The organism is Paraburkholderia sp. BR13444 (assembly GCF_040948755.1).
GTDB lineage: Bacteria > Pseudomonadota > Gammaproteobacteria > Burkholderiales > Burkholderiaceae > Paraburkholderia > Paraburkholderia youngii.
Genome location: NZ_JBFPKM010000005.1, coordinates 476,738 through 489,728, shown reverse-complemented (window position 1 = coordinate 489,728; position 12,991 = coordinate 476,738). Strand labels below are relative to the sequence as shown.

13 protein-coding genes are annotated in these 12,991 nt (G+C 64.8%); 6 read left to right on the top strand and 7 right to left on the bottom strand.

Going from position 1 to position 12,991, the window contains the following annotated elements:
* Positions 1-11: 11 nt before the first annotated feature.
* The gene (locus AB3X95_RS18105; RefSeq protein ID WP_176107818.1) at positions 12-305 is read right to left on the bottom strand and encodes an EF-hand domain-containing protein; all 294 of its coding nucleotides are present in this window, start codon (positions 303-305) and stop codon (positions 12-14) included.
* 247 nt (positions 306-552) lie between these two features.
* Between AB3X95_RS18105 and AB3X95_RS18100 the strand changes: the two genes are divergently transcribed.
* Entirely contained in the window at positions 553-891 is a 339-nt protein-coding gene (locus AB3X95_RS18100; protein WP_176366704.1) for a hypothetical protein, read from the top strand.
* Positions 892-1,061: 170 nt separating this feature from the next.
* Positions 1,062-1,508, top strand: a complete 447-nt coding sequence (locus AB3X95_RS18095; protein ID WP_255215048.1) for a hypothetical protein — start codon at positions 1,062-1,064, stop codon at positions 1,506-1,508.
* Here the strand turns inward: AB3X95_RS18095 and AB3X95_RS18090 are convergent.
* Positions 1,497-2,747: an arsenic transporter gene (locus tag AB3X95_RS18090; protein WP_176366703.1), complete on the bottom strand. Its 1,251-nt coding sequence runs from the start codon at positions 2,745-2,747 to the stop codon at positions 1,497-1,499. The two genes, AB3X95_RS18095 and AB3X95_RS18090, sit on opposite strands and share 12 nt — an antisense overlap.
* Before the next feature lie 262 nt (positions 2,748-3,009).
* On the opposite strand from AB3X95_RS18090, the gene AB3X95_RS18085 reads away from it, so the two are divergent.
* From AB3X95_RS18085 to AB3X95_RS18075, 3 genes are all read left to right on the top strand, one after another.
* Positions 3,010-3,573, top strand: a complete 564-nt coding sequence (locus AB3X95_RS18085; protein WP_176124808.1) for a cytochrome b — start codon at positions 3,010-3,012, stop codon at positions 3,571-3,573.
* 116 nt (positions 3,574-3,689) lie between these two features.
* Entirely contained in the window at positions 3,690-4,265 is a 576-nt protein-coding gene (locus tag AB3X95_RS18080) for a YceI family protein (protein ID WP_176124806.1), read from the top strand.
* A gap of 48 nt (positions 4,266-4,313) precedes the next feature.
* Positions 4,314-4,895 (top strand): YceI family protein, encoded by a 582-nt coding sequence (locus AB3X95_RS18075; RefSeq protein WP_176107812.1) that lies wholly within the window; start codon positions 4,314-4,316, stop codon positions 4,893-4,895.
* Between the two features lie 32 nt (positions 4,896-4,927).
* Here the strand turns inward: AB3X95_RS18075 and AB3X95_RS18070 are convergent, their stop codons facing one another.
* Positions 4,928-6,508: an EAL domain-containing protein gene (locus tag AB3X95_RS18070; protein ID WP_368622083.1), complete on the bottom strand. Its 1,581-nt coding sequence runs from the start codon at positions 6,506-6,508 to the stop codon at positions 4,928-4,930.
* Positions 6,509-6,785: 277 nt separating this feature from the next.
* Between AB3X95_RS18070 and dinB the strand changes: the two genes are divergently transcribed.
* The gene (gene dinB / locus AB3X95_RS18065; protein ID WP_176366699.1) at positions 6,786-7,952 is read left to right on the top strand and encodes a DNA polymerase IV; all 1,167 of its coding nucleotides are present in this window, start codon (positions 6,786-6,788) and stop codon (positions 7,950-7,952) included.
* Here the strand turns inward: dinB and AB3X95_RS18060 are convergent.
* From AB3X95_RS18060 to AB3X95_RS18045, 4 genes are all read right to left on the bottom strand, one after another.
* Positions 7,919-9,409, bottom strand: coding sequence for a heavy metal sensor histidine kinase (locus tag AB3X95_RS18060; RefSeq protein ID WP_368622082.1), 1,491 nt, complete (start codon positions 9,407-9,409; stop codon positions 7,919-7,921). The genes dinB and AB3X95_RS18060 overlap by 34 nt on opposite strands.
* Positions 9,406-10,092, bottom strand: coding sequence for a heavy metal response regulator transcription factor (locus AB3X95_RS18055; RefSeq protein WP_013091374.1), 687 nt, complete (start codon positions 10,090-10,092; stop codon positions 9,406-9,408). The genes AB3X95_RS18060 and AB3X95_RS18055 overlap by 4 nt, the downstream gene beginning before the upstream one ends.
* A gap of 103 nt (positions 10,093-10,195) precedes the next feature.
* Positions 10,196-11,761 carry an efflux transporter outer membrane subunit gene (locus tag AB3X95_RS18050; RefSeq protein WP_176124790.1) on the bottom strand — a complete coding sequence of 522 codons (1,566 nt, stop codon included), beginning with the start codon at positions 11,759-11,761 and terminating at the stop codon, positions 10,196-10,198.
* Positions 11,761-12,987: an efflux RND transporter periplasmic adaptor subunit gene (locus AB3X95_RS18045; protein ID WP_184227297.1), complete on the bottom strand. Its 1,227-nt coding sequence runs from the start codon at positions 12,985-12,987 to the stop codon at positions 11,761-11,763. The genes AB3X95_RS18050 and AB3X95_RS18045 overlap by 1 nt, the downstream gene beginning before the upstream one ends.
* Positions 12,988-12,991: the final 4 nt, after the last annotated feature.

Below are 12,991 nucleotides of genomic sequence, written 5' to 3'. Positions count from 1 at the left end.
GTCCGAGCCGCTCAGTGTGCGGCGCCGCGTTCCTGCATGAACGCCTCGATCTGCGGCAGCGTGATGTAGCCGGCCTTCTGCGTGTCGATCTCATCGAAATGACGCGCGAGCATCGGCATGCCGGCCGCCGCCTGGTCACGGGTCAGCTTGCCGTCGTGCGTGGTATTCGCGGTTGAAAAGCGCGTCTGCAACTGCTGCTCCATGCGCTCCATGCGCTGCTGGCTGATACCTTGCGGCGCGGCGGCCTGAGCGAACGTGACGGTGGACGCGCAGCACAGCAGCACGGTGGCGAGCAACTTCTTCATGACTGACTCCTTCGGTTGGAACATCGACCGTCGCCTGGCTGGGTGCCGCGATCCGTTTCGATGACAGGCCGAATTCTTGGTCAGACGCTGCGCGACCGCAATTCAAGAATCATGTCGAATCATGTCACGGCGCCCAGTGCCGGTGCCGCGTGACATCGAATGAAATGAGTTTGCGGTTTCGCTTCGCGGACCTGCTGCGTATCGTTCCGTCTGCCGTCTGTCGGCTTTCACGCATCAGGAGTCCCAAATGAGTATCCGTCTCGCCTGTGCTTCGACTTTCACCGCCATCGGTCTCGCCTGTTCTTCCACTGCCTACGCGAGAGTCGTCGTGTATCTGCCCGCCGCCGTGGTCTACGCGCCGCCGCCACGGCCGGTCTACTACCCGGTGCCGATCAATACCGTGTACGTGTCGGCGCCGCCTGTCGCCGTTCCGGTGGCGGCCGCGACCATCGTCGCGGCGCCGCCCGTACAGCCGGCGAACTCTTCCGCCACCGCCGCCGCGGTCGCGCCGCCCGCGCCCAACTATGCGGTGGTGCCCGCGCCGACCGTCAGCTATGCGCAACCGCTGGTGATCGTGCCGCATTGAAAGCGCGTTGCGGGCCCCCGCGCGGGCGGTTTTCGATCGCACACGGCCGGGCCACGCCGTTGACTCAGCATAGGACACGCGCCTGGCGCGCACGCCTGGTGAATTCCCGTTGTCTGGTTGAAAGGTGGAGCGCCGCCGCGGCGCGCGGGGGCGCCGCCAGTAAAGCTTGCATGGACTTTGCCGCTTCTTACCATCGCGCAGCGCGCCAGGCGCGCTCCCATGTGGCGCTTTGCGCCGTCACGGCTGATTTTGACTACATAAAGGCGGGATGGAACGGAGCTTGCTGTCCCTTTCAGGTTCGCGCGCCCCTATCCCCACATCTTTCCTGGACCTTTGTGATGAGTTACCAAGATATCGACAGGGAAATTGCCCACCTCGAAGTCGTTTTCAATGCACTTTCAGCGCGCGACCGTTTTCCGCTGTCGTACTGGCATCGCCGGCTGCATGCGTTGAACCGATCTTCGATGGTGCCCGCGCAACGTCAGCGCGTCGCTCACCTCGAAGCGAGGCTGCGCTCGGTCGGCGCGCAACTGGACCAGCTCGCCGGCGCCGCACGCCGCGGGTCCCGCGCAAGCCCGCGGAGGAAGGACCGGTCAGCCGTCCGTTCAGCCCGTTAGAATCCGTGCCCCAAGCGCCAGCACGAGCGCGGGCACCATCACCAGCACACCGACCTTCAGGAATTTCATGAAGCCGACGTCTTCGCCTTCGCGGCGAATCGCGTTGAGCCACAGGATGGTCGCGAGCGAGCCGCTGATCGACAGGTTCGGCCCCAGGTCGACGCCGATCAGGAACGCGTCGATCACGCGCTCGGGGCTCTGCGCCTGCATCACGGTCGAACTCGCGATCAGTCCGGACGGCAGGTTGTTGATCAGATTGCTGAGCGCCGCGATGCTCGTGCCGGCCCACGCGGCCGCTTCCATTTCGTTGTGCTCGGTCGCGCGCCGCAACGCACCCGCGAACGTGCTGATCACGCCGGTGTGATCGAGCATCTCGACCAGCACGAACAGCCCGGCGACGAGCGGCAACACATTCCACGAAATTTCGCGGATCATCGGCAGCGGTGATTTGCGTTCCTTGATCAGCACGACGAGCGCGGTCAGCGTGCCGAGGATCGCGGTCGGCATGCCGAGCTGGATGTCGTACGCGGAGACCGTCAGCAGCGCGCCGGCCGTCACCGCGATGCCCGCGAGTGCGACCTTGCCGCTTGCCGACAGCTCGACCGCGTCGAGATTCGCCTCGCAGACGCCCGCCAGCGCGTCGCGTTGTGTCCAGCGCAGCATCACGAAGGTCGCGCCGATCGACAGCACCGACGGCAGCGCGAAGCGCAGCATCCACGGTCCCAGCGGCGGCGTGTGATTGCCGTACAGCACGATGTTGGCCGGATTCGAAATCGGCAGCACGAAGCTCGCCGCATTGGCGACGAACGCGCAGACGAACAGCAGCGGCAGCGGCGGCGTCTTCGCTTTCTTCGCCGCCGCGAACACGGCGGGCGTCAGCACGACGGCGGTGGCGTCGTTGGAAAGAAACGCGGTGATCACCACGCCGAACAGATACACGAGCACGAACAGCTTGCGCGGCGAACTGCGCGCATGATTGACCGCGAGCACCGCGACCCAGTCGAACAGCCCTTCGCGACGGCCGACTTCGGATAGCAGCATCATGCCGATCAGGAACAGATAGACGTCGGTGCCCTTGCCGATCGCTTCGATCGCCAGATGCAAGGGCAACAGGCCGAGCACGACGAGCATCACCGCGCCCGCGACGGCCCACACGGCTTCGGGCCATTTGAACGGCCGTGTGATCACACCGGCGGTGGCGGCCGCGGCAATGCCCCAGGAAAGAAAAACGGAATTCACAGCTTAAGGCCCGGATAATGGGTTATGTCGGTGGCTGGGCAAAGCGCGCGCAACCTTGTTGTTCGGGGCCACAAGTTACCACAGCGGTTGCCGCAGCGACCGGTCCACGGCAGTCGGCGTGCCTTGTCACGCGCAAGCCTTTCAACACAATTAACGTCAACGAAGAAACAATCTGTTCCCGCGCACCCCCTATTCAGTTTCTCTTGACCTCCCTACTATCCGCATTTCCACGCGGCTTATCGCGAGCAACGGATAGAGAACGATGCAAACACAGGCTTCCGCTCCCACGCGCTACCACGGCGCCGCAATCGCGCTGCACTGGCTGATCGCCGCGCTGATGATCTGCGGCTTCTACATCGGCTGGATCATGACGGATATCCCAGGCTTCACGCCGACGAAGCTCAAATACTTCTCGTGGCACAAATGGATCGGCGTGACCGTGTTCGCGCTCGCGCTGCTGCGCGTGCTGTGGCGCGCGACGCACCGCGCGCCCGCGCTCGATGCCGCAACGCCCGCATGGCAGAAGGCCGCCGCGCATCTGGTGCACGGCCTGCTGTATCTGCTGATGCTCGCGATTCCGCTGTCCGGCTACTTCTACAGCTCGGCGGCCGGCATTCAGGTTGTGTATCTGGGCGTCGTGCCGCTGCCGACCATCATCGGTCCCGATCAGGCGCTGAAGGCCACGCTGCGCACCGTGCACGTGCTGCTCAATTACACGCTGCTCGCACTGGTGCTGATGCACGTGCTCGCGGCGCTCAAGCATCAGTTCGTCGATCGTGACGGCCTGCTCGCGCGCATGGTGCCGTTTCTGAAGACCCATGCATAACGACATGACAGCTTGAAGAAAGGCACAACGCCTGTCGATTGGTTACGACTGGTTGGCAATCAAATTCCTCGCGGTGTGCAATCACGCCGCGAAGCTCGGATAGGATGCGTACCATCATGAAGACACCCTTTTATCTCTCCGCTCATCGCGCGGCGCTCGCTTCTTTCGCGGCGCTTGCGCTCATCGGCGCGAACCTCGCCCACGCCGACGTCGACCTCGCGAAAAGCAGCGTGATCGCGACGACCAAACAGATGAACGTGCCCGTCGACGGCAAGTTCAGGAAGTTCTCAGCGCAGCTGAACTTCGATCCGGCCAAGCCGGCCGCGGGCAGCGCGAACGTGTCGATCGACACCGCGAGCTACGACCTCGGCGCGGACGACTACAACAAGCAGGCGCAAGGCAAGGAATGGTTCGACAGCGGCGCCTTCCCGAGCGCGACCTTCGTGTCGAGCTCGATCGCGCCGGCCGGCGGCAACCAGTACAAGGTGACCGGCAAGCTGACGATCAAGGGCAAATCGCAAACGGTCGTCGTGCCGGTCGTGATCGCGAGCCAGGGCGCCACGCAAACCTTCGACGGCTCGCTGCCGATCAAGCGCACGCAGTTCGACGTCGGCACCGGCGAATGGAAAGACACGTCGGTGGTCGCCGACGAAGTCGTCATCAAATTTCATCTGGTCGCGGCAAACAAATAACGTTCAACACAGCAGCACCGCATTACCTTTAGACCCCTGGAGTCCAACTTGAAGAAATCCTTCCTGCTCGCCGCCGGCGCGCTCGCCGCCGCATGCTCGTTCAACGCGATGGCTGCCGCCGAGACCTACCTGCTCGATCCGACGCACACATCGCCGAGCTTCGAGACCGACCACTTCGGCGGCCTGTCGATCTGGCGCGGCAAGTTCCAGAAAGCCAACGGCACCGTCGTGCTCGATCGCGCGGCGAAGACCGGCACGGTCGAGGCGACGATCGATCTGAGCTCGGTCGGCATCGGCAACGACAAGCTCAACGAGGAACTGGTCGGCGACAAGTTCTTCGACACCGCGAAGTTCCCGACCGCGACCTACAAGGGCACGCAGATCCGCTTCGACGGCGACAAGCCGGTCGAAGTGATCGGCACGCTGACGCTGCACGGCGTGACCAAGCCGGTCAACCTGAAGATCGAATCGTTCAAGTGCATCCAGCACCCGATGCTCAAGCGCGAAGTGTGCGGCACGGAATCGGTCGCGACGTTCAATCGCGACGATTTCGGCATCGACTTCGGCAAGGCGTACGGCTTCAACATGAAGACCACGCTGCATATCCAGGCCGAAGGCATCAAGCAGTAAGCGCATCGCGCCCGGCCAGGCCGGGCGCTGAACTACTGGATCGCGGGCTGTGCCGGCGCATGCGACGCGCGGCGCGCCTCGAGCCATGCGAGCAGTTCCTCGCGACGCATCGCCTTCGCGAACAGCCAGCCCTGGCCATACTGAACGCCCCGGCGCACCAGATACTCGACCTGCTCGCTGCGCTCGATCCCCTCCGCGACGATTTCCACCCCCAATTCGTGCGCCATCTCGATGATATGCGGCGCGACGATGCTCGACGCCGCGTCTTGGGCGATCGTGTCCACGAACGATTTGTCGATCTTCAGCACGTCGATCATGAAGGTTTGCAAATAGGCGAGGCTCGAATAGCCGGTGCCGAAATCGTCGATATAAACCGGGTGGCCGGCGCTTCGGAAGGCCGCGATCGTCTGCCGGGTTACATCGGCGTTCAGAAAACTGCGCTCCGTCGCTTCGATCCTGATCTGCGCGGGACGCAGGCCGGTTCCGGCGAGCCTCGCGTTGATCAGGTTCAGAAAGCGCGGCGTGCGCAGATCCTCGCCGCTGACGTTGACCGACACGTAGAACGACGGCCGCGAACGCAATAGCTCTGCCAGATCTTGCAGCGCTTGATCGAACACGAGGTCGGTCAACGACTGGATCAGGCCATGCTGCTCGGCCAATGCGATGAAGATATTCGGCGAGATATCGCGTCCGTTCAGATTCCATCTGGCCAGCGCTTCGACGCCGACGCATTCGCTGGTCGCGAGATTCACGATCGGTTGATAGACGACGTCGATGGTTTTGTGGGAGATCGCCCATTCGAGCGAGGCCTGGAACGACACCTGCCGCGAGATCCGTTTGAACGCGAACCAGCCGAACGCGGCGCCCATCGCGACGCCGAACGATAGCCACGTCGCCAGCAGCCCGGGCCAGTCCCTGAGCAGGCTGGTGCGCCGGCCTTTGACGACGACACCGAGGGCGCGCGTCTCCGAGCGTGCCACCGCGTAGTTCCATTCATCGCTATCGACGCGCCCCGCCTGCTTCCATGCATGGAGCATCTCGTCGGGGTCCGCGCCGGACGACAGTGCAACGATCGAATTTAACTCCGTGTTGATCGTCGCGATCGCCCTTCCCGCTGGATCCATCACATCGACATATGACTGGGGATCGATCGACACGTATTCGCCGTTGCGCCCGATCTGGATATCCTCGCGCAAGTCGCTGAGCGGATTCTTTTGCTGAAACCAGACCAGGTAGCCGTCGTTGCTGCGCCAGCGCGGCGGCGGCAGTTCGACATCCTGGGTCCGAACCTCGCCCAGAAGAGGCGAGCAAAGATAGCGCCCGTCGCCGTACGCGCCCGCGTCCCGCACGTAGCGGTAGTTGAAGATCACATGGGCGGCCCGTTTCAGGTATTCCGGCGAGCACGGCTCGGCGTGCTCGGCCTGCAGGTCCGCGATCGCGGCAAAGCCCTGATATGTGACCAGTTCCGTGCGCATCATGGCCTTCTCCGCGTAAAGGCTCAGATCTCGCTGCTCGCGGCGGGCGACGTCTTCGTTCGCGATATAGATGCTGATCAGGACCGGCAGCACCATTGCGGCGCAGCCGAGTGCGATATACGCCGAAATCAGCGACATGCGCTTGATCATCTGTCGAGCCCGGTGGTGGACGGTCGCGGCGAATTCGGCTGCAGCGGTTGCGGCCCCGCCTGGACCCGCCACGCAACCTGCGGATTTCAGTGTGAAGAATAGTTACTGGAGCCGCTTTTTCAACATTCCGTTGAATGCCACGCATGCGGCCAGCCGCGGCGACCCTGACCGGTGGCGCGCCCGGCAAGGTACCATTACGGCCTGGCGGCGTCGCGACGCGCGCCGTCACCGCTTTCGTTCATTCCCATCGCCCGCTTCAATTTCCATGAATTCGCCATCCCGCCGCATCGCGCACCTTGATATGGACGCGTTTTACGCGTCCGTCGAACTGCTGCGCTATCCGGAACTGCGCGGCCGCGCGGTGGTGATCGGCGGCGGCCGCAACAGCGCGCCGCAACTGCTCGAAGACGGCAGCAAGCGCTTCGCGAAGCTGCGCGATTACGCGGGCCGCGGCGTCGTCACCACCTCGACGTACGAGGCGCGCGCGCTCGGCGTGTTTTCGGCGATGGGCATGATGAAGGCCGCCGCGCTCGCGCCCGACGCGATCCTGCTGCCGACCGACTTCGATTCGTATCGCCACTACTCGCGCCTCTTCAAGGCGGCCGTCAGGACGTTCACGGACCGCATCGAGGATCGCGGCATCGACGAGATCTATATCGACCTGACCGAGCTGCCGGGCGAACCGGCCGATATCGGGCGGCGCATCAAGGATGCCGTTCATCAGGCCACCGGTCTCACGTGTTCGATCTGCGTCGCGCCGAACAAGCTGCTCGCGAAGATCGGCTCCGAACTCGACAAGCCCGACGGCCTGACGATCCTCACGCCAGCCGACATACCGCTGCGCGTATGGCCGCTGCCGGTGCGCAAGGTCAACGGCATCGGCCCGAAGGCGGCGGAGAAGCTGAGCGCGCTCGGCCTCGCGACGGTCGGCGATCTGGCCGCCGCCGACGCCGGGCTGTTGCAGGACAATTTCGGGCGCAGCTATTCCGCGTGGCTGATGGAAGTTGCGCAGGGTCACGACGAGCGGCCGGTGGTGGTCGAATCGGAGCCGAAATCGATCAGCCGCGAGACCACCTTCGAACGCGATCTGCATCCGCGTCACGATCGGCCGGCGTTATCTAGCGCATTTACGGGGCTGTGCGTGCGTGTCGCCGACGATCTCGTGCGCAAGGGCTACGTGGGCCGCACGATCGGCATCAAGCTGCGTTACGACGATTTCCGCACCGTCACGCGCGACCTGACGCTCGACGAACCGACCGCCGACGCGACCGAAATCCGCCGCGCGGCGACCGAATGTTTGCGACGCGTGCAGTTGAACCGCAAGCTGCGGCTATTGGGCGTGCGCATCAGCACGCTGAGCTCGGCCAGCGAACAGGCGCTGAAGCCGCGCCTGCCGGTTCAGGCCGACTTGCCTTTCGCGAGCGACGAATAGGATGTATCGGCGGCGACGCCGGCCGCATTCGCATTGGCATTCGCGCTCGCACGCGCGGCCGGTATATCGCCCGAAGTGGACATCACCGACGCCGCCATCGAAAACGAAAACGTGTTGATGCCGTTCGCGCTGTGCGCGGATACGGTGCCACGATGCATCTCGGCGATCGCCTTCACGATCGCGAGTCCGAGCCCGTGGTTTTCGCGGCTATTGGTACGCGAGACTTCCGCGCGATAGAAACGGTCGAACAGATGTTCGAGGACGTCCGGCGCGATCGGCGCGCCCGGATTCGCCACCACGACGCGCACCTGGTCGCGCATCGCACCTTCCCCGCGCGCGATCGTCACGTTGATCGTCGCGCCCGGCTCGCAGTGCTGGATCGCGTTCATCAGCAGGTTCGTGCACGCGCGGCCGAACAGCGACCGGTTCACGCGCGCGAACGCATCGCCCTGCAACTTCGCATGCACGCGCGCCTCTTCGAGCGGAATCTCCAGAAATTCCAGCGTATGCGCGACTTCGGCCGCGAGCGACACCTCAATCAACCCCGTCGCGCGTTCGCCCTGATCGGCACGCGCGAGGAACAGCATGTCGTTGATGATCGCGCGCATCCGCTCGAATTCTTCGAGGTTCGATTGCAGCGTGTGGCGCAGATCGTCGACCGAGCGGTTGCGCGTCAGCGCGACCTCCGTCTGGCCGATCAGGATCGTGACCGGCGTGCGCAGTTCATGCGCGACGTCCGCATTGAACGATTCGAGGCGGCCGTAGGCGCCGTCGAGCCGTTCGAGCGCACCATTGAACGAGTTGGCGAGATCGTTCAGTTCGAGCGGCAAGGACGCGGTATTGAGCCGCTGCGAGCGGTTGTTCGGGCTGACCGCGGATGCGTCGCGCGTCAGACGCGTGAGCGGTGCGAGGCCGATGCGCGTGACCGAGTAGCTGAGCAGCAGCACCGCGAGACTGCCGAGCGCGGACAGCGCCGCGAGTGCCGAGCCGAACACGCGCATCGTGCGCAGGTTCGGCGAATAGCTCGCCGCGACCTGCAACTGCACCGCCGGCCGCGCGCCATTGGCCGGCAAGATCACCGTCGAGGTCAGCATGTCGGGGCCGCCGCCCTCCGGCGCGATGCGCGCGTAGCCGCCGGGCCAGCTCTTCGTGACCGTTCCCTGCACCGGCGTGCCGAAGTGGAAGTTCGGCTCCGCGCTCGTCACCGAGTACATGGTGCTGCGGTCGTGCGGCGTCATGTCGGTGAGTTTTTCGCGGGCCATCCGCCATTTTTCTGGCGTCACCGCGTGAGAGACGATGATGCGCGCGATCTGCGTGCGATCGTCGAGCGACTCGCGCAGATGATGTTCGAGCTGCGAGCGCAGCACCAGAAAGAGCCCGCTGCCGACGAGCGTAAAAACGAACAGCGCCACCAGCGCGAACATCGACGCAAGGCGGCGGGCAATCGAGCGGTTCATGATGACTCGGCCTCTTCGCGCACTTCGAGCACGTAGCCCATGCCACGCACCGTGTGCAGCAGCTTCGACGGGAATGGGCCGTCGAGTTTCGCGCGCAGCCGCTTGATCGCGGTTTCGACGACGTTCGTGTGGCTGTCGAAATTGACGTCCCATACGAGCTCGGTGATCGCGGTCTTCGACAGAATGTCGCCCTGGCGGCGCGCGAGCACGCTGAGCAGTTGAAACTCTTTCGCGGTCAGGTCGAGGCGCACGCCGTCGCGAGTCGCGCGGCGGCCGATCAGATCGACGAACAGATCGCCGACCGAAATCAGCGTGGACTCCTGCGAACGCGTGCGGCGCGCGAGCGCATGCAGACGCTCGACGAGTTCGAGGAACGAGAACGGTTTGGTCAGGTAGTCGTCGGCGCCTTCGCGCAGGCCGCGCACGCGATCGTTCACGTGGTCGCGCGCGGTCAGCATGATGACCGGCGTCGACTTGCGCATGCGCAGCGCCTTCAGCACGCTGAAGCCGTCGCGCTTGGGCAGCATCACGTCGAGGACGATCACGTCGTAATCGAATTCGGTGGCCAGGTGCGTGCCCTCCTCGCCGTCGAGCGCGACGTCGACGACCCAGCCCTGCTCTGTCAAACCGGAGCGCAGGTAGTCCACCACCTTGTGCTCGTCTTCAACAATCAGCAATTTCATCCGTGTCCCCGCCACTAGTGGCTGTCAACCTTGCATTATACGAACGCCCTCGATTCTTCGCGCCGATCCCACTGCGTCGGCATGGAAGCTCGGCCGCGGCGATTCAGCGTGCAGGAGCCGGCATGTCTTTCTGCTGCGCGTCGCCGGCGGGCGCTTGCTGCGGCATCGCCGCAGCGTCGGTTGCATGTGCCTCGTTCGCGGCCATCGCACTGCCTTGCGCGCCGCCATCCCAACCGCCGCCGAGCGCCTTCACCAGCGCCACCGACAGCGTCAACTGCTGCCCATGAATCTGCACATCCGTGCGCTCGCTCGTCAGCAGCGATTCCTGCGCGTCGATCACGTTCAGATACGCGACGAGCCCGCCCGAATAGCGATCGTTCGCGAGCGACAGCAGCCGCTGCGCATCCTCGACCGCCTCGCGCGACTGCTTCGCCGCGCCATCGAGCACCGACAGTCCGGTGATGCCGTCCTGCACCTGCTGGAACGCGCTTAGCACCGTCTGCCGATAATTCGCCTCGGTCGCCTTGTAGCCCTCGCTCGCGAACTTGACGTTGGCCGCGCGCCGCCCGCCGTCGAAGATCACCTGGCCGACCGCCGCGCCGAGCGTCCACATCAGCGTGGGCGCGCTCAGCAGATTGGCGAACTCGGTGCTCTCCCAGCCGATGCCCGGCGTCAGCGTCAGGCTCGGGAAGAACGCGGCCTTGGCCACGCCGATCTGCGCGTTGGCGGCCGCCATCGCGCGTTCCGCCGATGCGACGTCGGGCCGCCGCTGCAGCACGTCGCTCGGCACGCCGAGCGGCACCGTCGGCGGCTTGATGTCGAGCACCTTCGGCTCGATTGCGAACTGCGGCGCAGGCACCCCGACCAGCGCGGCGATCGCATGCTCGAATTGCGCGCGCTGATTCAGCAGCAGTTGCGCCTGCACGCGCGTCGCATCGAGCTGCGATTTCTGCTGCAGCACGTCGAGGCCCGATACCGAACCGAGATCATGCTCGGTGTTCACGTAGTCGAGCGCCTTCTGCTGCAGCTTCACCGACTGGTTCAGCACGTCGATCTCGTTGTCGAGCTCACGCAGCGAGAAGTAGTCGGTGGCGAGATCGGTCGTCAGCACGAGGCGTGCGTTCGCGAGATCGTCCGCCGACTGTTCGGCCGACGCCTGCGCGCCCTCGACCTCACGACGGATGCGGCCGAACAGATCGGTGTCGTAGCTGAGCGTCGGTCCGAGCTGGATGTTGTTCTGTACCGTCGATTGAGTCGGCGTCGCGTAGTTGGTCAGCGGCCGGTCGTGCGAAATGCGAAAGCGCGAGGCCTGGGCCGAGAAATTGACTTCCGGCACGCGCTGCGCGCTGGTGTTCGCGAGTGTCGCCTTGGCCTGCTCATAGTGCGCGCTCGCCGCGGCGAGCGTCTGGTTCTGCGCGAGCGCCTGGGTTTCGAGCGTCGCGAGCGTCGGGTCGGCGAAGCCCGTCCACCAGTCCGGCGCAATCGGCGCATGCGACGGCGCGGCGACGCGCCAGAACGAATCGGTGTGCCATTCGGGCGGCACCTCGGCTTGCGGACGCTGATAGTCGGGACCCACCGTGCAAGCGGCGAGCAAGGCCGCGCCGGCGCAAGCGCCCAGCGCGGTGAACGGGGTGCAGCGTGGGCGCGCCCGGCGGGAAGCCGCGAACATCAAGACGCCTCCTTGCCGTTCTTCGGCAGCGGCTGCACCTGAACGTGATCGCCGTCGGCAATCGAGTCGCTTGGATTGATGATGATGCGATCGGTCGGCGAGATACCGCTTTCGATTTCGAGCTGCTGTCCGAGGTCCACCGCGATCACGACCTTGTGCAGGCTCACGTTGCCCTTCGCATCGACGACCGCGAGGCGCGGACCCTCCGCGCGAAACAGCAATGCGTTGCCCGGCACCGTCAGGCGCTCGTGCGCGGCGGCCGGCACCTCGACCTGCACGTAGGCGCCGGGGCGCAGCCTGGCGTCGGGATTCGGCAGCGTCACTTCGATCTGCAACGAACGCGTGGGCACGTCGATCGCGCCTGACATATGCGTGATCGTGCCGTTGAACTGCTGGCCCGGCAGCTCGGCCTGCGTGACCACGACCTTCTGCCCGACCGCGACGTTCTGCGCGTAGGCCTGCGGCAACTGCACATAGACGCGCAACGGGTCCGACTGCGCGAGCGCGAACAGGGCCCGGCTCGTGCCGCTGCCCGCGTCGATCAGATCGCCGACGTCGACGTTGCGCTGCGTGACCACGCCCGCAAACGGCGCGACGATCCGCTTGAACGATTCGAGCTGCTGCAGACGCTTGACGTTCGCGTCGGCAGCGGCGAGATTCGCGAGGTCCTGCGTGTAGGTGCTTTGCCGTTCGTCGAGTTCCTGTTGCGACACCGCATCGCGCTGACGAAGCTGCTGCCAGCGCTCCAGCGAGCTCTTCGCGAGCGCGAGGCTCGAATTGATCTGCTGACGCTGCGCCAGCGCCTGCGCGAGTTCCTGATCGATTTCCGGCGTATCGAGCTCGGCGAGCAATTGCCCCTGCTTCACGCGGGCGCCGATATCGACGTACCAGTGCAGCAGATAGCCGGTCGCGCGCGCATAGATCGGCGATTCGACATAGCCGCGCAACGTGCCCGGCAGCAGCGTGTTGCCGCCGCCGTCGGTCTGCTGTGGCGTGACGACGTTCACGTACTGCGTGGCGTTTTGCTGCGCGGTCGCCGTGACTTCGCGGTTTTGCATCACGTTCGCGATCACCGTGCGCAGCGTGCCGATTGCGAGCAGCACGAGCACGATCAGGATCGCGATCTTCGCGCGCTTCCATTCGCGATGGCGCGGCGGCAGCAGGTGTTCCCCCTGTTCGGTTTCCCGCGTGGGGATCGCTAGCGATGCATGAGTTTTTTCGGTCATCTCA

Coding starts and splice junctions, on each gene's coding strand:
- AB3X95_RS18055 (WP_013091374.1), bottom strand. CDS start 10,092: ATGAAATTGCTGATTGTTGAAGACGAGCACAAGGTGGTGGACTACCTG.
- AB3X95_RS18100 (WP_176366704.1), top strand. CDS start 553: ATGAGTATCCGTCTCGCCTGTGCTTCGACTTTCACCGCCATCGGTCTC.
- AB3X95_RS18070 (WP_368622083.1), bottom strand. CDS start 6,508: ATGTCGCTGATTTCGGCGTATATCGCACTCGGCTGCGCCGCAATGGTG.
- AB3X95_RS18105 (WP_176107818.1), bottom strand. CDS start 305: ATGAAGAAGTTGCTCGCCACCGTGCTGCTGTGCTGCGCGTCCACCGTC.
- AB3X95_RS18080 (WP_176124806.1), top strand. CDS start 3,690: ATGAAGACACCCTTTTATCTCTCCGCTCATCGCGCGGCGCTCGCTTCT.
- AB3X95_RS18060 (WP_368622082.1), bottom strand. CDS start 9,409: ATGAACCGCTCGATTGCCCGCCGCCTTGCGTCGATGTTCGCGCTGGTG.
- AB3X95_RS18095 (WP_255215048.1), top strand. CDS start 1,062: ATGGACTTTGCCGCTTCTTACCATCGCGCAGCGCGCCAGGCGCGCTCC.
- AB3X95_RS18085 (WP_176124808.1), top strand. CDS start 3,010: ATGCAAACACAGGCTTCCGCTCCCACGCGCTACCACGGCGCCGCAATC.
- AB3X95_RS18050 (WP_176124790.1), bottom strand. CDS start 11,761: ATGTTCGCGGCTTCCCGCCGGGCGCGCCCACGCTGCACCCCGTTCACC.
- dinB (WP_176366699.1), top strand. CDS start 6,786: ATGAATTCGCCATCCCGCCGCATCGCGCACCTTGATATGGACGCGTTT.
- AB3X95_RS18045 (WP_184227297.1), bottom strand. CDS start 12,987: ATGACCGAAAAAACTCATGCATCGCTAGCGATCCCCACGCGGGAAACC.